This window comes from Microbulbifer sp. CnH-101-G (genome assembly GCF_052466775.1).
In genome coordinates, this window is the sequence record NZ_CP174292.1 from 394,688 (window position 1) to 414,298 (window position 19,611).

At 55.4% G+C, this 19,611-nt stretch carries 16 protein-coding genes; all 16 read left to right on the forward strand.

What is annotated here, in order from left to right; genetic code table 11:
* Nucleotides 1-44 precede the first annotated feature (44 nt).
* The 16 genes from hscA (at nucleotide 45) to tsaA (ending at nucleotide 19,483) form a co-directional block, all read left to right on the forward strand.
* A complete protein-coding gene (gene hscA / locus ACJJID_RS01925; RefSeq protein WP_444921250.1) occupies nucleotides 45-1,916 on the forward strand; it encodes a Fe-S protein assembly chaperone HscA in 1,872 nt (623 codons plus the stop codon).
* Between the two features lie 77 nt (nucleotides 1,917-1,993).
* A complete protein-coding gene (fdx, locus tag ACJJID_RS01930) occupies nucleotides 1,994-2,332 on the forward strand; it encodes an ISC system 2Fe-2S type ferredoxin (protein ID WP_152451921.1) in 339 nt (112 codons plus the stop codon).
* A 28-nt stretch (nucleotides 2,333-2,360) separates the two neighbouring features.
* Complete coding sequence (gene iscX / locus ACJJID_RS01935; RefSeq protein WP_444921251.1) at nucleotides 2,361-2,555, forward strand: Fe-S cluster assembly protein IscX; 195 nt, start codon at nucleotides 2,361-2,363, stop codon at nucleotides 2,553-2,555.
* 199 nt (nucleotides 2,556-2,754) lie between these two features.
* Nucleotides 2,755-3,183 carry a nucleoside-diphosphate kinase gene (ndk, locus tag ACJJID_RS01940; RefSeq protein WP_152451925.1) on the forward strand — a complete coding sequence of 143 codons (429 nt, stop codon included), beginning with the start codon at nucleotides 2,755-2,757 and terminating at the stop codon, nucleotides 3,181-3,183.
* A gap of 63 nt (nucleotides 3,184-3,246) precedes the next feature.
* Nucleotides 3,247-4,365: a 23S rRNA (adenine(2503)-C(2))-methyltransferase RlmN gene (gene rlmN, locus ACJJID_RS01945; protein ID WP_444921252.1), complete on the forward strand. Its 1,119-nt coding sequence runs from the start codon at nucleotides 3,247-3,249 to the stop codon at nucleotides 4,363-4,365.
* A gap of 285 nt (nucleotides 4,366-4,650) precedes the next feature.
* On the forward strand, nucleotides 4,651-6,597 hold the full coding sequence (locus ACJJID_RS01950) for a cytochrome c peroxidase (RefSeq protein WP_444921253.1): 1,947 nt from the start codon (nucleotides 4,651-4,653) through the stop codon (nucleotides 6,595-6,597).
* A 450-nt stretch (nucleotides 6,598-7,047) separates the two neighbouring features.
* Nucleotides 7,048-8,988, forward strand: a complete 1,941-nt coding sequence (locus tag ACJJID_RS01955) for a cytochrome c peroxidase (RefSeq protein ID WP_444921254.1) — start codon at nucleotides 7,048-7,050, stop codon at nucleotides 8,986-8,988.
* A gap of 439 nt (nucleotides 8,989-9,427) precedes the next feature.
* A complete protein-coding gene (gene pilW, locus ACJJID_RS01960) occupies nucleotides 9,428-10,141 on the forward strand; it encodes a type IV pilus biogenesis/stability protein PilW (protein WP_444921255.1) in 714 nt (237 codons plus the stop codon).
* Nucleotides 10,131-11,105: a RodZ domain-containing protein gene (locus ACJJID_RS01965; protein ID WP_444921256.1), complete on the forward strand. Its 975-nt coding sequence runs from the start codon at nucleotides 10,131-10,133 to the stop codon at nucleotides 11,103-11,105. The genes pilW and ACJJID_RS01965 overlap by 11 nt, the downstream gene beginning before the upstream one ends.
* 100 nt (nucleotides 11,106-11,205) lie before the next feature.
* The gene (gene ispG, locus ACJJID_RS01970) at nucleotides 11,206-12,318 is read left to right on the forward strand and encodes a flavodoxin-dependent (E)-4-hydroxy-3-methylbut-2-enyl-diphosphate synthase (protein WP_152451935.1); all 1,113 of its coding nucleotides are present in this window, start codon (nucleotides 11,206-11,208) and stop codon (nucleotides 12,316-12,318) included.
* Between the two features lie 66 nt (nucleotides 12,319-12,384).
* Nucleotides 12,385-13,647, forward strand: coding sequence for a histidine--tRNA ligase (hisS, locus tag ACJJID_RS01975; RefSeq protein ID WP_444921257.1), 1,263 nt, complete (start codon nucleotides 12,385-12,387; stop codon nucleotides 13,645-13,647).
* A gap of 70 nt (nucleotides 13,648-13,717) precedes the next feature.
* Nucleotides 13,718-14,434 carry a YfgM family protein gene (locus ACJJID_RS01980; RefSeq protein ID WP_444921258.1) on the forward strand — a complete coding sequence of 239 codons (717 nt, stop codon included), beginning with the start codon at nucleotides 13,718-13,720 and terminating at the stop codon, nucleotides 14,432-14,434.
* Nucleotides 14,434-15,597 carry an outer membrane protein assembly factor BamB gene (gene bamB / locus ACJJID_RS01985; RefSeq protein ID WP_152451941.1) on the forward strand — a complete coding sequence of 388 codons (1,164 nt, stop codon included), beginning with the start codon at nucleotides 14,434-14,436 and terminating at the stop codon, nucleotides 15,595-15,597. The genes ACJJID_RS01980 and bamB overlap by 1 nt, the downstream gene beginning before the upstream one ends.
* A gap of 140 nt (nucleotides 15,598-15,737) precedes the next feature.
* A complete protein-coding gene (der, locus tag ACJJID_RS01990) occupies nucleotides 15,738-17,132 on the forward strand; it encodes a ribosome biogenesis GTPase Der (RefSeq protein ID WP_444921259.1) in 1,395 nt (464 codons plus the stop codon).
* Between the two features lie 137 nt (nucleotides 17,133-17,269).
* Nucleotides 17,270-18,733, forward strand: coding sequence for an NAD-dependent succinate-semialdehyde dehydrogenase (locus tag ACJJID_RS01995; RefSeq protein WP_444921260.1), 1,464 nt, complete (start codon nucleotides 17,270-17,272; stop codon nucleotides 18,731-18,733).
* A gap of 60 nt (nucleotides 18,734-18,793) precedes the next feature.
* Complete coding sequence (gene tsaA, locus ACJJID_RS02000) at nucleotides 18,794-19,483, forward strand: tRNA (N6-threonylcarbamoyladenosine(37)-N6)-methyltransferase TrmO (protein WP_444921261.1); 690 nt, start codon at nucleotides 18,794-18,796, stop codon at nucleotides 19,481-19,483.
* The last annotated feature ends 128 nt before the right edge of the window (nucleotides 19,484-19,611 follow it).

Genomic DNA, 19,611 nt, shown 5'->3' on the forward strand with positions numbered 1-19,611 from the left:
GGCAGTGCCAGTGCGATAAATCCCGCTGACAGAAGAGATAAGTAATGGCATTACTGCAGATTTCTGAACCGGGACAGAGCCCCGACCCCCATCAGCGCAAGTATGCGGTGGGCATCGACCTGGGCACCACCAACTCGCTGGTGGCCACGGTGCGCAGCGGCTCGGCAGAAGCCATTGCTGCAGAGGATGGCAGTGTCATTCTGCCCTCGGCGGTGCATTACAGCCGTGAGGGCATCACTGTTGGCGCCGAGGCCCGCGCCCGCGCCGCTGCGGATCCCTACAACACCATGCTGTCGATCAAGCGTTTGATGGGCCGCGGTGTGGCGGATGTGAAAAGCCTGGGTGAGCAGCTGCCTTACCATTTTTCCGATAGTAATGGCGGCATGCCCACTATCGAAACCGCTGCCGGACCGGTCAATCCGGTGCAGGTGTCTGCGGAAATTCTCAAGAAGTTGGCCCAGCGCGGCCGCGATGCACTTTACGGCAAAGCCGGCGGGGAACTCGACGGCGCAGTGATTACCGTGCCGGCCTACTTTGACGATGCCCAGCGCCAGGCCACCAAAGATGCCGCCAAGCTGGCCGGTCTCAAGGTACTGCGCCTGCTCAACGAGCCCACTGCGGCGGCGGTGGCCTACGGCCTCGACCGGGGAGAAGAGGGTGTGATCGCCGTCTATGACCTGGGCGGTGGCACCTTTGATATCTCTATTCTGCGTCTGTCTCGCGGCGTTTTCGAAGTAATGGCCACCGGCGGCGACACCGCACTGGGTGGTGATGACTTTGACCGCATTATCGCTGCCTGGATTGCCGAGCAGGCGGGCCTCGGCACCGACCTGGATGCGTCCACCCAGCGGCGGTTGCTGGATAGCGCCTGTGCGGCTAAGGAAGCCCTGGCCAATGTTGAGCAGGCAGAGCTTCGTCACGGGGACTGGACCGGTGTGCTCGATCGGGAAACCATGGCTTCACTATTGGACCCTCTAATCGACAAGACTCTGCGCTCCTGTAAACGCGCCCTGCGCGATGCGGATATCGGCGTGGATGAAGTACAGGAAGTCGTTCTGGTGGGCGGTTCCACTCGTACGCTGCGGGTGCGGGAACGTGTTGAAGACTATTTTGGCCGGGCGCCCCACGCGGAGATCGATCCGGATCAAGTGGTGGCAATTGGTGCCGCCCTGCAGGCCGATGTGCTGGTGGGCAACAAGTCCGATGACGACCTGCTGCTGCTGGATGTCATCCCCCTGTCTCTGGGACTCGAGACTATGGGTGGACTTACCGAGAAGCTGATTGCGCGCAATACCACTATCCCGGTGTCTAAAGCTCAGGAGTTCACCACTTTTAAAGATGGGCAAACTGCTATGGCGATTCACGTGGTGCAGGGTGAGCGGGAGCTGGTCAGCGACTGCCGCTCGCTAGCCCGCTTCGAGTTGCGCGGCATTCCCGCAATGGTGGCGGGTGCTGCCCATATCCGCGTGACATTCCAAGTGGATGCGGATGGCCTGCTTTCTGTGACCGCCATGGAGAAGAGCAGTGGCGTCAGCGCGGATATCGTGGTGAAACCTTCCTACGGCCTGGAGGATAAGGATATTGCACGCATGCTGCAGGAATCCTACACCCATGCCGCCGAGGATATCGCCCTGCGCGCCCTGCGCGAGGCCCAGGTAGAGGCGGAACGGACCTTGGAGAGCCTGCTGGTTGCCCTGCGTGAAAACGGAGCCCAGTTGCTGGAAGAGCATGAGTTGAGCGAGCTGGAACACGCTATGGAAGCTCTGCGGCTGGCTCATAATGCCGGCGACGCAGAGGAGATCCGCCTGCGTATGGAGGCCCTGAACAAATTGTCTGAGCCTTTCGCTGCACGGCGTATGGACGCTTCGATTAAGCGCGCCATGCGCGGTCACAGCCTGGACGAATTTGATAAATAATCGGTGGGCGCCCAGCCTGCACAACCTGCGGCCGGGGCTTGCCCCCGTCGGATTGAGACCATAGAGAGTCAGTACCCATGCCGAAGATAGTATTTTTACCCCACCCGGAAATGTGCCCCGAGGGTAAAGTGGTGGAAGCGGAGAGCGGCGTCAGTGTGATCGATGCGGCCCTGGCCAATGACATCGAGATAGAGCACGCTTGTGAAAAAGCCTGTGCCTGCACTACATGCCACGTCATTGTGCGCGAAGGCTTCTACTCCCTGGAAGAGCCCGACGAACTGGAAGAGGATCTGCTGGACAAGGCCTGGGGCCTGGAGCCAGAGTCGCGCCTGTCATGTCAGGCGATCGTTGAGGATGAAGACCTGGTTGTAGAAATTCCCAAGTACACCATCAACCAAGTGTCGGAAAAGCACTGAGCACGGCGGTATTGAGGAAGCTGAATCAATGAAGTGGACTGATATTCACGATATCGCTATCGAGCTTTGTGACAGGCATGAAGATGTAGACCCGCTCACGGTCAATTTTGTCGATCTGCGCAATTGGGTAATGGCGTTGCCGGAATTTGATGATGACCCCAGCCGTTGTGGCGAGAAGATTCTGGAGGCTATTCAGGCCGCCTGGATTGAGGAGCGCGACTAGCTAGACCGGTTTTAAGGGGGTATTGGTATTGGAGTACAAAAGTCGATCAATACCCCGTATAATCCGCCGGCCGCGAAAAGCGGTGATTAAAAATTGAGTACCCCCGGTGGGTATGAAAGGAATATCACGGAAGAGCAACTGAGCAGGTTGCTCTTTCTGTATGTAAGTTCAGTTACGAAAAATCAATTTGGAGATAACCATGGCCCTGGAGCGTACCCTTTCTATCATCAAGCCGGACGCAGTAGCCAAGAATGTAATCGGTGAAATCGAGAGCCGTTTCGAGAAAGCTGGCCTGAGCATCGTTGCTATGAAGATGGCGCACCTGTCCCGCGAGAAAGCCGAAGGTTTCTACGCTGAGCACAAAGAGCGTCCTTTCTTCAAAGACCTGGTTGACTTCATGACTTCCGGTCCGGTTGTTGTACAGGTTCTGGAAGGCGAAAACGCTATCCTGGCTAACCGTGAACTGATGGGCGCGACCAACCCGAAAGAAGCTGCTGCCGGCACCATCCGCGCCGACTTTGCTGAAAGCATCGACGCCAACGCCGTACACGGTTCCGACTCTGCAGAGTCCGCCGCCCGCGAAGTAAGCTACTTCTTCGCTGACGACGAAATCTGCCCGCGCGCTTAATTCGCGCCCTGAATCGCACCGGCCCGTCCGGACCGGTGCAACTCTTCCCCCGAGGTGAACTGAATGACCACAGAGAAAACCAACCTGCTCGGCCTTTCTGTCGAAAAGCTGGCCGCCTTTTTTGAATCATTGGGCGAGAAGCGCTTCCGCGCGGTTCAGGTTTTAAAGTGGATTCACCAGAATGGGGTCGATGACTTTACTGAGATGACTAATGTCAGCAAGGCCCTGCGCCTGAAACTGGCGGAAGTGGCCGAAGTTCGCGCGCCGAAAGTATTGGGGCAATGGGATTCCGCCGACGGTACGCGCAAATGGTTGATTGAAGTCGAAGGTGGCAATGCTATCGAGACTGTTTATATCCCCGATGGGGATCGTGGCACTCTGTGTGTCTCCTCCCAGGTGGGCTGCTCCCTGGATTGCAGCTTCTGCGCCACCGGCAAACAGGGTTTCAACCGCGATCTGACTGCGGCAGAAATCATCGGGCAGGTGTGGATTGCCTGTAAATCTTTTGGCCAGTTAGAGCCGAAAGGTCCGCGCAAAGTCACCAACGTGGTGATGATGGGCATGGGTGAGCCGTTGCTCAACTTCGACAATGTGGTCGATGCCATGAACCTGATGATGGAAGACAATGCCTACGGTATCTCCAAGCGACGTGTGACCCTGTCGACTTCGGGTGTGGTACCGGCACTGGACCGCCTCGCCGATGTGACCGATGTGAGTCTGGCAATTTCTCTGCACGCGCCCAATGATGAGTTGCGCAACGAATTGGTGCCGATCAACAAAAAATATCCCATCGCCGTCCTGTTGGATTCCGCCAAGCGCTATATCGAGCGTATGCCGGATACGCACCGCAAGATGACGATCGAATACACGCTAATGCGTGAGATCAACGACCGCCCCGAGCACGCCGAACAACTGGCAGAATTGCTGCGGGATATTCCGGTGAAGATCAACCTGATTCCCTTTAACCCATTCGAGCTGTCCGACTACCAGCGTGTTAGCAACAATGCTCTGCGCCGCTTCCAGCAGATTCTGCTCGACAAGGGTTATACCGTTACCGTGCGTACCACCCGCGGCGACGATATCGATGCGGCCTGTGGCCAATTGGCTGGAAGTGTGAATGACCGCACCCGCCGCTCCGAGCGCTATCGCAACGCTGAACGCCCGGTGCGTATTGTCGGCTGATCGTTTTATACAGATTATTCTATTCAGCCCGGAAGTCTTGATTAGCTGATCGCTATTACATGTCCGGGCTGTCTTGGTAACCTCTATCATTTGCGCACTTATCACTTGTGGCGTTGGTAGAAGAACTTACTTTCAACTTTTTAGTTTCCCTGAAAGTATTTGTGATCGCACCTTGCTTGCGTCTTGGTGAGGCACAGTTTTTTCTTTTTGGTGTCAACCAAACTCCCTGATACAGCGTTAACAGTCCAGAACTTTAAAAATCGAAAGAAAGGACTGTTTTAACTTATGCGAGTTCAGATACTGGATACAAAAGTTTTTTCCAGGGAGCTTTTGCGGCTCTTTTTCCTCATGCTCTTTTTATCGTTGGCTGGATGTGATTCAGGGTCATCAGGAGGTGGCGACAATCCAGCTCCAGATGCCGTACAGAATGACCCTGACTCTGATTCTGGCACTGATTCAGAGTCTGATCCCGAGCCAGAGCCAGAGCCAGAACCTGAGCCTGATCCCGAGCCAGAGGAGGGTAGTGCGCCCAATGAATTGATTGGTCATGCCTATTCTGGAACCAGTATCGGTCTTGTTTGGGAGCGGGATGGTGAAACCTATTTTATCTATCGAAATGGCGAAAAAATTGCACAAACCAGCAACAGTTTTTTCGTCGATCACGATCTTTCGGTGGATACCGAATATGTTTATTCGGTAAATACAGCTGATACTGCCAGCGAAATAGGAGCTTCCCAGGTTGCGGTAAAAACATTAGTCAACAATACGAATGCGGGGCTAAATAACGGCACAGAAGACGATGTCTTAAATGAGCGCATATCCACTTTTGCCGAGTGTAAAAATGCCTCCAGTGCGCTTGATCTACTCGAAGAGGACTTGGATAACTGCCTGGCAGCTATGCTCGAACTCAATCGTATGGCTTCCCTTGTTGAGGATATACGCGCTTTTGCCGCACGTGTTCGCAGCGAGCAGGAACCAGCCATGGTGGAGCTGGGTATGCGGCTGTTTCACAATAAATCCTTAAGTGCTAACCAAGATGCCTCTTGCTCATCCTGTCATCATCCCGCAATAGGCTGTGGTGGTGACAACCTGTCGATGCCGGTCGGGGTTAATGCGATAGATGTTGCTCTGCTGGGTCCCGGACGCTCTGATGGCGTTAACGAGGTGCCTTTGGTACCCAGGAACGCTCAGCCGATTTGTAATGCTTCTTTATGGTCTCGCGGTCTGTTCTGGGATAACCGGGTTTCAATGAGTCCCAATGGAGTTCTTCGCACGGACTCGAGAGATGTTACGAATAATACCGCCGATGCCGTGGGTTCTGGATCTTTGGCATTACTGATGGCACAGGCACACTTCCCCGTTACAGCTCCGCCTGAAATGGGGGACATTATCGACTTTGGCTACGATGATACTGTCGATGAGAACTTTACCGCTTACCGCGAAGATATTTTGGCAGCTAACCTGGATACTGAAGCCTGGGAATCGCTATTTATTTCTGCATTTGGTGATGGCGAGATTAGTTTCAGTCGTATCGCCCAGGCCATTGCCGCTTATGAAGCAGTACAGATATTTATCGACAATCCATTTTTTGCCTATGTCGAGGGCAATATACAAGCGCTCAGTGCCGAAGAAAAACGTGGCGCTATCACGTTTATGTCAAGAGATGCTGGCTGTACTTTTTGTCATAAAGGGGCCTTCTTCACTTCCGAGGCACTGATGGCTGCCAACTATCCGCAGATTGGAATAGGTACTGACGAGAGTGGAAGCGGAGTGGACTTGGGCGGAGAGGGTTCCTTGGGTTTTGGAGCCTTCCGCGCTCCCACCTTGTTAAATGTGGCAATTACGGGCCCCTGGGGACATAACGGGCAGTTTGCTAGCTTGAGAAGGAATGTTGAGCATTACAGGGATCAGGGAGCCTCAATTGCCAGCTACTTTGCCAATAATGAGATGTGTGACCTTGAGCAGTTTAAAGAAATACAGGATTGCCCCAGTAAAGTGGCCCCTAATGGCCTGGCCCTGTCCCAGGATATTCTTGCAGGAAACGATGGCGGTGGAGTTAATCGCCTGACCGATGATGAGATTGATCTTGTTGTAACATTCCTGGATACCCTTACCGACCCAAATGCCGCAAATAGCAGCTCGAATGAGATCCAGTTCCTGATCCCTCCCAGAGACGGTGGCCCAGACGGCAAACAATTGGATGCTAAAAACCGGAATGGGGATAATCTATAGTCTCCAGTTTGATCCCTAGCATAGCCCTGTGAATGGCTAGAAATAATTAGAAATAAAATGATGGGCATAATAGGGGTTGCTGATTTTTGACTTCTTTGTGCCCTCTTCTGTGATAGCAGCAGGTTTTGTGCATTTAATATTTCTGCTTAGGTCACAGCTGAGGTAGGGCTGCCAAGTGGTTGGCTTTGTCACTGTGCCTTTTGCCTCTTTTATATCCTGAGGTAATTCACACTATCTCATTTCACTCGCCGAGTGTAAGTGCTTTGCGACTCTCTCAACAGAATTCGCAGGGTTAAGGCTTTAGGCTCGTTATTTTTATGCCCGGCGAAATTGTCAGGAATCGGAGAGCTCTGGGAGTATTAGCTTTTGGTGCCGTCTAGGGCACTAGTTTACCCATTGCCTGTCCAGAGTTTCTCTAACGATTTTAATGGGCAGGGTCGATCAGGTTTTATGGAATCACAAAGCAAAAATTCAATTGTGCCGGTAATGGCATTGCTACGATTGCTGATCTTGCCGCTATTTTTGCTGGCGGTAGGCTGTAGTTCCGGTTCTTCTGGTGGCGATGACAGCACCAGCTCGGAAACCGTAGAAGGCAATACTGATTCTGGTGGCGATACAGAGGCGGGTGATGATACGGACGATAACGGCGATACAGATACGGGTACAGACACCGGCACAGGAAGCGGGCAGGGTACTGCCCCGCAGGAGCTGATCGCCAATGCCTTTTCCGGAACCAGTATCGGCCTCTCCTGGCAGCGCGATGGGGTGACCTATACCATCTATCGCGGTGGGGAAAAAATTGCCGAGACCAGTAATAGCTATTACGTAGATCAGGGGCTTTCAGTCAATACCGCGTACAGCTACTCGGTAACCAGTGGCGATTTGGGCAGCGATAGTGAGACGGCACAGGTTACTGCGAAAACACTAATCAATAACACTAATAGCGGCCTCAGTAATGGGGCAGTTGCGGCACCGGTCCTCGATCGCCTGGTGAACATTAACGAATGCAAAAATGTTCGCAGCGCATTGAGTTTATTGGATGAAGATCTGGATACCTGCCTGGCAGCCATGCTGGAATTGAACAACATGGCCGGGCATTTAGAGGATATACGTGCTTTTGCTGCCAGGGTGCGAAGTGAACAAGACCCTGCCATGGTCGAGCTGGGTATGCGCCTGTTCTACAGTCAATCCCTCAGTGCCAATGGTGACGTGGCCTGTGCCTCCTGCCACCACGCCGCTATCGGCTGTGGCGGTGATAATCTCTCCATGCCCGTGGGTGTGAATCCGCTAGACCCTGCATTGGTTGGCCCTGGCCGCTCTGATGGTATCAATGAGGTACCCATAGTGCCCAGAAACGCCCAGCCTATTTGTAATGTGGCATTGTGGAGCAGCGGGCTCTTCTGGGATAACCGGGTGGCGCTCACTGATCGTGGATTACGCACCGACTCACGGGATGTCAGTCTCAATACTGAAGCGGCGGTGGGCACTGGCACCTTGACGTTGATGATGGCGCAGGCGCATTTTCCAGTAACCAATCCTGCGGAGATGGGTGATGTCACCCAGTTTGGTTACGATGACACTACTGACAGCGGCAATACGAATTATCGCGAGGACATCATAGCGGCCAATCTGGAGCGGGAATCCTGGGGCGCTCTCTTCAGTGCGGCCTTTGGTGATGACCAGATTACTTTCAGTCGCATAGCACAGGCCATAGCGGCCTTTGAAGCGGTACAGCTTTTTATCGATAACCCCTTCTTTGATTATGTGGATGGCGATGTGAATGCGCTCGATAGTGATGAGAAGCGCGGAGCCATTACCTTTATGTCGGGCAATTCCGGCTGTACCAATTGCCATGCGGGTGCATTTTTTACTACGGAAGGACCGCGACCTGCGAACTATCCACAAATTGGTATTGGCACCGATGAAAATGGCAGCGGCGCGGATCTGGGTGCGAACGGTGCTGGTGCTTTCCGCCCACCAACACTATTGAATGTCGCGCTCACTGGCCCCTGGGGGCACAGTGGTCAATTTGCGACTTTGCGTAGAAATGTTGAACACTATCGCGATCGCGCTGCATCGGTTAACCAGTACTACACCAATAGCGAAATGTGCCATTTGGCACAGTTTCAGGAATTAGCAGATTGCGCCAATAAAGTGGCCCCTAATGGCCCCGCGCTCTCTCAGGCGATTCTCGCGGCTACTGGCGGGGATGCGGGTAATAATCTCAGCGATGCCGAGATTGATCTGGTAGTACGCTTTCTCGAGACACTGACAGACCCGGATGCCGCCAATGCGGCATCCAACCCCGTCCAGGCTCTGATCCCTCCCCGCGACGGCGGCCCAGATGGCAAACAGCTTGATGCTAAAGATGGCGCCGGTAACGAGCTCTAATGGCGGCATAAACCCCTTCATCCTTGGAGAGCCTTTGATTCCCCGGAGAGCTGGTCGCTCTCCGGGTTTTCTTATAGCAGTGTGTTTAGATTTTTTTTCGCTACATAAAGGAGGCGCTGTCGAGCCAATTGGAATTTATTAGGTGTATACGGCTGAAACTGGCAGTACTTTGCGGCACTATATGAGGGGGGAAAAGCGGGGTTAAACCGGGCTGATGATGGGGTAACTGAGTGAATATGGGGGCAGTTTTGCTGCAAAAAGGTTCACGAAGCTGTTTTGTAACCTACTCCACCCCAGTTTGTTGATCGATAGTGATCAATCATTGCGACCCCGCTTGATGGATAGATGAAAAATAAATGTACAGGTGATGTCGTGTCTGCAAAATCTTTTGGCCTGCCGTTCCTTGGCCTGATTCTCACTGTGTTACTGGGGGGGATGTGTGACCACTGGCTTGCCAGAGCGCCAGGAGGTGAACCTGGACAAGGCACTGGAAACTCACGTTCAGCTGGGTATTCGCTACCTGCAGAGTGGAGATAACCGTGAGCAGGCTCGCCGTCACTTTAATAAGGCCTTGGAGTTGGGTCCCAAAGACCCGCTGGCTCACCACGGCCTGGCCCTACTGTATCAGGCTGATGGTGAATTAACGGTGGCAGAGTCCCACTTTAAAAAAGCCCTGCGCTACAGCGATGACTTCTCGATGGCGCGCACCAATTATGGGGTTTTCCTGTACCAACAGGAGCGCTACGAGGACGCTTTGGAGCAGTTCCATCATGCCTCCAATGACCTGACCTATAATCGCCGCTTCTTTGCCCTGGTGAACTACGGCCGCACCGCCAATCGCCTGGGGATGGTGGAGGAGGCCGAACGGGCCTACACACGCGCCCTCGCCCTGAACAGCAATCTGCCCGTTGCCCTATTGGAGTTGGCAGAACTCAAATATGATGCCGGCGATTACGTCAAGGCTAAGCAGTACCTGGACCAGTACAGCGAAAATTACCGTCAAACACCGCAATCTTTATGGTTGGGGATTCGTATTGAGAAGGTGTTTGGCAATCGCGACAAGGAGCTGAGTTATGCTCTTGCGCTGAAAAATTTGTACCCGTACTCTGCGGAAACACTGAAATATCAGGAGTTGAGTGGTAATGACGGATAGTAATTCCGTGCACCGTGACAGCGGCCAAACTGAAAGCAATACACAGGTTTCTCCCGGTGCGCTGTTGCTCGCCGCGCGCGAGGCGGCAGGACTCTCCCGCGAGGAGCTTTCTCGGCGCCTGTGTATTATCGATAACACTGTCGAGTGGCTGGAAGCAGACCTCTACGAGCGCCAGCCGGAAGCGGTTTATGCGCGGGGTTATATCCGCAATATCTGCCGCGAGCTGAGTATTGACTCCACAACGGTACTCGCGGCCTATGATGCTGCACGCCCGAAGCCGCAAGCGCGCAGAGAGTCACGCCGGATCGAGATCAAAGCCGATTCCCTGCGCCCGGCGAGCAAACGTGGCCACGGTTTGTTGGCGCTACTGCCGCTGGCGGCGGCAGGCGCTGTGTTCTGGTGGCTCTATGGTGGTCCGGTAAATATTCCCGGCCTGCAGACACCAACAGAACAATCAGCAGAACAAAATATACCCCTTGCCGAAGCGACCGAGCCATCCGTTACCTCCAGCGAAAGTGAATTTTCGGAGCCGCGTTCGACTGAGCTGCAGGTGGCCGCGGTACCGGAGCAACAGCCACAGCTCGCCGAGGAAGCCGTGGAAGAAATGGCGGAGGAGGCTCAGGCCCTCGAGCCAAATGCGCTTTCCGAGCCCGAGCCCAGCGAGCAAATTGAAGAAGCGGCAGCGCAGCTTCCCGCGGCGGTAGTGCAGCTGGATCAGCAGTTGCAGGGAGCCCTGCGTCTCAGTTTCGATGAGGACTCCTGGGTTGAAGTGAAGGATGCCGAGGGCGTAGTGCTGCTTGCCGGCGTGCAGGAAGCGGGTACTTCCAAGAGCCTGGATGGGCGCGCTCCCTTTGAAGTGATGCTCGGTAATGCCCGCGGAACCAGGGTGGTTTACCGCGAGCAAACCATCGAAAGTGACCCTATCGGCAGCCGCCGCACCCGCCGCCTGATTGTGGGCGATTAAAGGATCTTCGCCGTTTGGGCGCGAACTCTGTAGGTTTGCGCCCAATCTCTCTATAATCTCCCCCTCGATTTTTTAGCAGCAATACTGCCAGGTCAGCCCTATGCAATTTGAATCTCCCATTGTCCGCCGCAAGTCGCGCCAGATCATGGTGGGTAATGTACCGGTCGGTGGCGATGCGCCGATCTCGGTGCAGAGCATGACCAATACCGAAACCTGTGACGTGGCCGCCACGGTGGACCAAATCCAGCGATTGGAAAAAGCCGGTGCGGATATCGTACGGGTCTCGGTGCCCAGCATGGAGGCCGCCGAGGCTTTCGGGGAAATTAAAAAGCAGGTGAATGTCCCACTGGTGGCGGATATCCACTTCGACTACCGCATTGCCCTGCGCGTGGCCGATCTGGGCGTGGATTGCCTGCGCATTAACCCCGGTAATATCGGCCGCGAGAAGCGCATCCGCGCGGTGGTGGATAAGGCCCGCGATCTGAATATTCCGATTCGTATCGGTGTGAATGCGGGTTCCCTGGAAAAAGACCTGCAGAAAAAATACGGTGAGCCCACCCCGGATGCACTGGTGGAGTCGGCTCTGCGCCACGTTGAGATTCTCGATAGCCTGAATTTCCAGGATTTCAAGGTGAGCGTGAAGGCCTCGGATATCTTTATGGCTACCGCGGCCTATCGCAAACTGGCCCAGCAGATTGAGCAGCCTCTGCACCTGGGTATTACCGAGGCCGGCGGTCTGCGTGCCGGCACGGTGAAATCCGCAATTGGTCTCGGCGCCCTGCTGCTCGACGGCATCGGCGATACCCTGCGGGTCTCCCTGGCTGCAGACCCGGTGGAAGAGGTGAAGGTGGGTTGGGACCTACTCAAGAGCCTGCGTCTGCGCAGTAAAGGGATCAACTTTATCGCCTGTCCCAGCTGCTCCCGCCAGAATTTCGATGTGGTCAAAACCATGAACGAGCTGGAGACGCGCCTGGAAGACGTCACGACACCGTTGGATGTGGCGGTGATCGGCTGTATCGTCAATGGCCCCGGCGAAGCGAAGGAGGCGGATATCGGCCTCACCGGCGGCACCCCGAGCCATGCGGTCTATGTAGATGGCCAGCCGGACCGCAAATTCAAGAATGAGAACCTGGTGGATGATTTGGAACGCCTGATTCGTGAAAAGGCCGCAGCCAAGGCCGAGCGCGAGGCGGATATCATCGCCAAGGCGTAACGGGCACGCCCCTTGCACCGCAACTGAATCGTTGATTTAAGATATTTAGAAATTTAAGGAACAGCGTTGAAACAACTTCGCGCAATTCGCGGCATGAACGACCTGCTGCCGGAACAGTCACCGGCTTGGCAGTATGTGGAAGCCACTCTCAGTGAACTCTTTGCCCGCTACGGCTACAGTGAAGTCCGCACGCCCATCCTGGAGGCAACCCAGCTGTTCAGTCGCGCCGTGGGCGAGGCTACTGATATTGTCGAAAAGGAAATGTACACCTTTGAGGACAAGAGCGGGGACAGTGTTACCCTGCGCCCGGAAGGTACTGCCGGCACCGTGCGCGCGGCGATCCAGAACAACCTGCTGAATCAGCCCCAGCGCCTGTGGTATTTCGGCCCGATGTTCCGCTACGAGCGCCCGCAAAAGGGCCGCCTGCGTCAGTTCCACCAGTTTGGTGTGGAAGTATTCGGCATTGAAGGGCCGGATATCGATGCGGAAATCCTGATTATGACCGCGCGCCTGTGGCGACAGCTGGGTATCGGTGAACATGTCACCCTGCAGTTGAACAGCCTGGGCAACTCCGACAGCCGCGCGGCCTACCGCGAGGCACTGGTGGCCTATCTCAGCGAGCGCCGCGAACAGCTGGACGAGGACAGCCAGCGCCGCCTGGAGCGCAATCCCCTGCGTATTCTCGATAGTAAAAATGCGCAAACCCAGGAACTGCTCGCCGACGCTCCCTGTCTACTGGATTTCCTCGATGAGGAATCCGCCGCCCACTTCGCCCAACTGCGCGAAATACTGGATGCGGCGGGGGTGAAATATGAGATCAACTCTAAGTTAGTGCGCGGTCTCGATTACTACGGAAAAACCGTTTTCGAGTGGGTGACCGACAGCCTCGGCGCCCAGGGCACTGTCTGTGCCGGTGGCCGCTACGATGGCCTGGTGGAGCAGATGGGTGGAAAACCCACTCCCGCAGTGGGCTTTGGCCTGGGTGCCGAGCGCCTGGTGCTGATGTTGGAAACCCTCGAAGTATTGCCAGAGAGCCTGGCGCAACAGGTAGATGCCTACCTGGTAGCGGTGGGTGATGTACAATCAGCCGCCCTGGCCGCCGCCGAGCAATTGCGCGACGAGTTGCCTTGGCTGCGCCTGCAGGCACACTGCGGAGGCGGTAGCTTTAAGAGCCAAATTAAGAAAGCGGATAAAAGCGGTGCCGATTACGCACTGATTATCGGCGAGGATGAGGCTGCTAACGGTCAGATTACAGTGAAGTATCTGCGCTCCGACCAACAGCAACAGACCCTCGCGCTCACAGAGCTGGCGGCATTGCTGCAGAGCTGATTCAAATACTCAGGGTGGCGGAGGCCCCCGCCGGGATAGTTAGAAAACCACAGGAAAGGCGATTTACCCAATGTCTGAGCATCTTACCGAACAAGAACAAATAGAAACGCTGAAGCGCTGGTGGGCGGAAAACGGCAGGGGCATTGTAACCGGCGTGGTCCTGGCTCTGGTCGGCTACTTCGGCTACCAGTGGTGGCAGGGTGACCAGCGCGCTAAGGCCGAGGCGGCATCCGACCTGTACCAAGGATTTATTGAAGCGGTTTCCGCCAATAACAACCAGCCGGACAACAAGCAGCTGACGACTGCGAAAACCCTCGCCGAGCAACTGAAAAACGAATACGGTGGCCGTATCTATGCCAGTCAGGCCTCTCTGCGCCTGGCCGCTATCGCCGCCGACAAGAATGATCTGGAAGCTGCACAGACACAACTGCAATGGGTCCTCGACAACACCAAAGAGGAAGCCCTGGAGTTACTGGCCAAGCGCCGCCTCGCCACCGTGATTGCCGCCCGCGGCAACCCGGACGAAGCGCTGAAATTGATCGAGGGCAATGTGCCCCCGGCCTTCGCTGCCCTCTATTCCGAGACCCGCGGCGATATCCTCAGACAGAAAGGCGATGATGCGGGTGCCCGCAGTGCCTATGAGCAGGCATTATCCGAGCTGCTGCCGGAACAGGCCGGCAGCACACAGCTGCTGCGCCTAAAAGTGGAAAGCCTGGCGGTGGCCTCTGGCGAGGAACAGGAACAGGAACAGAAACCAAGCGAACCAGCACCTGAGGGAGACGAGTGATGGGATTTCTCAATCGCGCTGTGGGGCGCACGGCAGCAGTTGCCCTGGCGGTAGCCCTGGGTGCCTGCGCCTCCAACGAGAGCAAGGAAGATGTCGAGCCGGTGGAGCTGGTGGATTTCGCCCCTAGCGTCCAGCTGCGCGAAGTCTGGTCGGCAGATGTGGGCAGTATCGACGAGAAGCGCTACGCCATGCTGCAACCTGGGTTGGCAGACGGCAAACTGGTCGCCGCCAGTAGCGATGGTGAGGTGACCGCCTTCGATCGCAGCAGTGGCAGGCCCCAGTGGGAAACCGACCTGGATATTGAATTGAGCGGTGGCGTCGGCGTTGGCCTCGGCCTCGCCGTAGTAGTGGACTATCGCGGTCGCGCAATAGCCCTGGATCTGAACAACGGCGCCCAGCTTTGGAAGTACCAGGTTTCCGGTGAAGTGGTCTCCGCGCCGGCGGTTGGCTCCGGGGTTGTGGTCCTGCAAACCGTGGACGGCAAGCTGGTGGGTCTCAATGCCAGCAACGGCGAAGAACTGTGGAGCCACAACACCACCTTGCCGGTACTGACTTTACGCGGCACCGCGGCGCCGGTGATCAGCGGCGGCCTGGTGGTCGCCGGTCTCGACAACGGCAAATTGATCGCCCTGGATGCCCGCGATGGCATTCCCCGCTGGGAGCAGCGCGTTGCCATACCGCAGGGCTCCGCCGAACTGGAGCGAGTTGTGGACATCGATGGCTCGCCGGTAGTGCGCGGTGATCTGGTGTTTGCCGCCAGCTATCAGGGCCGGGTTGTTGCCCTGTCCAAAGAAAATGGCCGCGGCCTTTGGGCGCGCGATGCCTCCACTCATCACGCGGTAGCTGTGGGAGGAGGCAATGTTTACCTGAGCGGTGCCTCGGGTAGTGTGTACGCTTACAATGTGGGCGCCGGGCAGATTGCCTGGAGTAACAACGAATTGCTGCGCCGCGAGTTGAGTGGCCCAGCGTACTTCCAGGATGTTGTGGTTGTCGGTGACCTGGAAGGTTACCTGCATGTGCTCGACCCCAATTCCGGTCAGTTTATCGGCCGAGAAGAGGTCGATAATGACGCGATCCGCATTCCTATGCTGGTGGATGGCGACCTGCTGTTTGTCCTGTCTGACGACGGCAAGCTGGTTGCTCTGACCCTCGCTCGGGGTTAATCGCGCAAGTTTGCTGCGGCGGACAGGCAGTCCGCCATGGGGCACAAAGCCCGCAAAAGGAGCCTGCTTCGCAGGTGAATTGAAATCGCCCGCCTTGTGCGGGCGTTTGTATTTATTTATTAGGCTAAAGCCAGAATTCTATGCTGCCAGTTATCGCCCTGGTCGGGCGCCCCAACGTGGGCAAATCCACACTGTTTAATCGTCTTACCAAGAGCCGCGACGCCTTGGTGGCCAACTACGCCGGTCTGACTCGCGACCGCAAGTACGGCGAGGCCGAAATCGACGGACGCAAGGTGCTCCTTGTCGACACCGGAGGTATCACCGGCGGGGAAGAGGGTATCGATGCGGCTATGGCGCAACAGTCCATGCAGGCTATCGAAGAGGCGGATATCGTGCTGTTCCTGGTGGACAGCCGCGATGGTCTGACACCGGCGGATGAAATGATCGCCGACCAGCTGCGCACCCGCTCAAAGCCCACCTTTTTGGTGGCCAACAAGGTCGATGGGGTCAACCCGGATATCGCCCTGGCGCCTTTCTACGAGCTGGGCATCGGTGAACTGTTCCCCACCACGGCCACCCATGGTCGCGGTGTGCGCAGCCTAATGCAGCGCGTGATGGAAGACCTGCCGGAGCCTGCGGCAGAAGAGGAGCCTGAAGAGGCCACCGGAATCAAGATCGCCATCGTCGGGCGCCCCAACGTGGGTAAATCTACCCTGGTCAACCGCCTGCTGGGCGAGGACCGCGTGGTGGTATACGACCAGCCCGGCACTACCCGTGACAGTGTCTACATCAATTACGAGCGCGATGAAAAGCCTTACACATTGATCGATACCGCAGGTATCCGCCGACGCAAGAACATTAAGGAATCGGTGGAGAAGTTCTCCATCGTCAAAACCCTGCAGGCGGTGGAAGACGCCAATGTGGTGGTGCTGGTGATCGATGCTCGCGAGGGTCTGGTAGATCAGGATATGCACCTGATGGGCAGTGTGATCCAGGCGGGGCGCGCGCTGGTAGTTGCGTTAAACAAGTGGGATGGCCTGGAGGCGGAGCACCGCGACTATGTCAAAGCGGAGCTGGAGCGCCGTCTGCGCTTTGTTGAATTTGCCGATGTGCATTTTATCTCCGCGCTGCATGGCACTGGTGTTGGCCATTTGTACGAGTCTATCGAGGCTGCCTATCAGAGTGCCACAGATAAGCTTTCCACCAATCACCTCACGCGCATCCTGCAGTGGGCGGTAAGTGAGCACCAACCACCTCTAGTACACGGACACCGTATCAAACTGCGTTACGCACACGCTGGTGGTCAAAACCCGCCGGTAATCGTGATTCACGGCAACCAGACCGAGCAGGTACCGGGGCACTATGTGCGTTACCTGGAAAAGACTTTCCGCAAGGCTTTGGAATTGCACGGAACACCGGTGAAGATCGAATTCCGCACTGGGGACAACCCTTATGCGGGTCGGAAAAATAAACTGAGTGATCGCCAGAAGGCCAAGAAGCGCCGCCTGATGAAGTTTGTGAAAAAGAAAAAATAAAGCTTTATCCGCCAGCAAGCCAGAGTGTCGTCAATTCCCCCCTAGTGTTGCACTGCGGGGGGGACTTTACGGGTTAATATCCTTAGCGGTTGATCGCGGCCCGACCGGGATCAGGGAAGACACCTAAGGAGATGGCGATGCTGGAGCTTAAAAATCCTGCGCTGTTGCGCACCCAGTCTTATATCAATGGCCAGTGGATCGATGCCGATTCCGGCGCCACTTTCGATGTCAAAGATCCGGCCACCGGTAAGGTGGTCGCCAGCGTAGCCGACCTTGGCGCTGCGGAAACCCGCCGCGCTATTGAGGCGGCCAGTGCCGCTTGGTCTGATTGGGCCGCCACTACCGTCAAGGAGCGGGCCAAGTTACTGCGGCGCTGGTACAACCTGGTGATTGAAAACACCGAGGACCTGGCCAGAATTCTCACCGCCGAACAGGGTAAACCTCTTTCCGAGGCCCGCACTGAAATTGTCTATGGCGCCAACTATATCGAGTGGTTTGCCGAAGAGGCCAAACGCGTTTATGGGGATGTCATAGCCCCACCTGCCAACGACCGCCGCATTGTAGTGATCAAGCAGCCCGTAGGGGTCACCTGCTCGATTACACCGTGGAATTTCCCCAACGCCATGATTGCCCGCAAGATGGCACCGGCTCTGGCTGCCGGTTGCCCATTTATCGCCAAGCCGGCTCAAGAAACACCGCTATCTGCCCTGGCACTCGCGGTATTGGCGGAGGAAGCGGGTATCCCTGCTGGTATTTTCAGTATTGTCACAGGGTCATCGGCCAAGGATATTGGTGCCGAGATGACCAAAAACCCCCTGGTACGTAAGTTTACCTTCACCGGTTCCACGGCCGTGGGCAAGCAGCTACAGGCCCAGTGCGCAGAAACCATGAAGAAAACTTCTATGGAGCTGGGTGGCAATGCGCCGTTTATTGTCTTTGACGATGCGGACTTAGATGAAGCAGTGAAAGGCGCCATCGTCTGCAAGTACCGCAATGCGGGGCAAACCTGTGTCTGCGCCAATCGGATCTTTGTTCAGGAAGGGGTTTATGAGGCCTTTGCAGAAAAATTTGCCAAGGCAGTGAATGAATTGACGATGGGCAACGGCTTTGAGCAGGGAACAGATATCGGCCCCATGATAACCACCAAGGCGGTAGAAAAGGTAGAGGAGTTGGTGGAAGACGCCCTGCAAAAAGGTGCAAAAACGCTGGTGTCTGGCGGCCCTGGCTCTATGGAAGACCAGTTTTATGCCCCCATAATATTGGGCGATGCCACAGAGAAGATGAATCTGTTCAAAGAGGAAATCTTTGGTCCGGTAGCACCCCTGTTCAAGTTTTCCACAGAAGAAGAGGTGATTCGTATGGCCAACGATACTGAGTTCGGTCTCGCCTCCTATTTTTACTCCCGTGATATCGGCCGGATCTTCCGGGTATCAGAAGCTTTGGAATATGGCATGGTAGGGGTCAATGAAGGCATCATCTCCAATGAGATGGCTCCATTTGGCGGTGTGAAAGAATCAGGACAGGGGCGGGAAGGTTCCAAATACGGTATCGAGGATTACCTGGAAATAAAATATCTGTGTATCGCAGGTATGGATAAATAACGTCTTCAACTGGTTTAAAATGCCGGGCTCATCATTGAAAATTGGTTTTATGGAATTTCCATGGTTGTTGAGCCCATAGCCCGTGTGCACTCTTGCTTTGGTGAAAAATTTGGCGTTCCCCGGCAACCACTGCTCGCCGATGCCAGTCGGGCCAGTATTGAACTGCTACCGCCACTGAATGTAGCGGATGCGGTAGCAGGGCTCGAGGAAAACAGCCATATCTGGCTTGTCTTTCAGTTTCACCAGGCCGCAGGACAATGGTCCGCCAAAGTGCGCCCCCCACGCCTGGGCGGCAATAAAAAGCTCGGTGTACTCGCCACACGCTCCCCCTTTCGCCCCAATAATATCGGCCTTTCGGTGGTACGATTATTGGAGGTGCGAACCTCGCCAAAAGTCGAATTAATTGTTGGCGGAGCCGATCTGGTGGATGGCACGCCAGTTTTGGATATAAAGCCCTACGTACCCTATGCGGATGCCCTGCACCATGCTGAAAGTGCCTTTGCCGATGCCGCCCCGGCATTAATCCCAGTAAATATCCCTGAAAAGATCCTTCATCAGGCCAGAGCCTATAAAGATGACTGGGGCACAGATCTGCCCAGGTTAATTGAACAGGTACTGGCCCAGGACCCCAGGCCTGCCTATCAGAAAAGTGATCCACAGCGCATTTATGGTATGGCTCTGTGTGGTTTTAATTTGTGTTGGCGCTATATGGAAAATGGGATTGAGGTGGTGTCACTGGAGTCTTTGTGAAGACTTTTTTCTCAGAAGTAAAGGGTTTTTTCTTTCGCTAGCGACTTCTTACTTTGGATACTGTGGTAGATAGTAGTGATATGTCACCAACATTCGAGGAAATTGCAATTTCTCGACTTGTAGCACTT

Bases quoted from the DNA above. Each gene is read 5' to 3' on its own strand.
- hscA (WP_444921250.1), top strand. From the start codon at position 45: ATGGCATTACTGCAGATTTCTGAACCGGGACAGAGCCCCGACCCCCAT.
- fdx (WP_152451921.1), top strand. From the start codon at position 1,994: ATGCCGAAGATAGTATTTTTACCCCACCCGGAAATGTGCCCCGAGGGT.
- iscX (WP_444921251.1), top strand. From the start codon at position 2,361: ATGAAGTGGACTGATATTCACGATATCGCTATCGAGCTTTGTGACAGG.
- ndk (WP_152451925.1), top strand. From the start codon at position 2,755: ATGGCCCTGGAGCGTACCCTTTCTATCATCAAGCCGGACGCAGTAGCC.
- rlmN (WP_444921252.1), top strand. From the start codon at position 3,247: ATGACCACAGAGAAAACCAACCTGCTCGGCCTTTCTGTCGAAAAGCTG.
- ACJJID_RS01950 (WP_444921253.1), top strand. From the start codon at position 4,651: ATGCGAGTTCAGATACTGGATACAAAAGTTTTTTCCAGGGAGCTTTTG.
- ACJJID_RS01955 (WP_444921254.1), top strand. From the start codon at position 7,048: ATGGAATCACAAAGCAAAAATTCAATTGTGCCGGTAATGGCATTGCTA.
- ACJJID_RS01965 (WP_444921256.1), top strand. From the start codon at position 10,131: ATGACGGATAGTAATTCCGTGCACCGTGACAGCGGCCAAACTGAAAGC.
- ispG (WP_152451935.1), top strand. From the start codon at position 11,206: ATGCAATTTGAATCTCCCATTGTCCGCCGCAAGTCGCGCCAGATCATG.
- ACJJID_RS01980 (WP_444921258.1), top strand. From the start codon at position 13,718: ATGTCTGAGCATCTTACCGAACAAGAACAAATAGAAACGCTGAAGCGC.
- bamB (WP_152451941.1), top strand. From the start codon at position 14,434: ATGGGATTTCTCAATCGCGCTGTGGGGCGCACGGCAGCAGTTGCCCTG.
- der (WP_444921259.1), top strand. From the start codon at position 15,738: ATGCTGCCAGTTATCGCCCTGGTCGGGCGCCCCAACGTGGGCAAATCC.
- ACJJID_RS01995 (WP_444921260.1), top strand. From the start codon at position 17,270: ATGCTGGAGCTTAAAAATCCTGCGCTGTTGCGCACCCAGTCTTATATC.
- tsaA (WP_444921261.1), top strand. From the start codon at position 18,794: ATGGTTGTTGAGCCCATAGCCCGTGTGCACTCTTGCTTTGGTGAAAAA.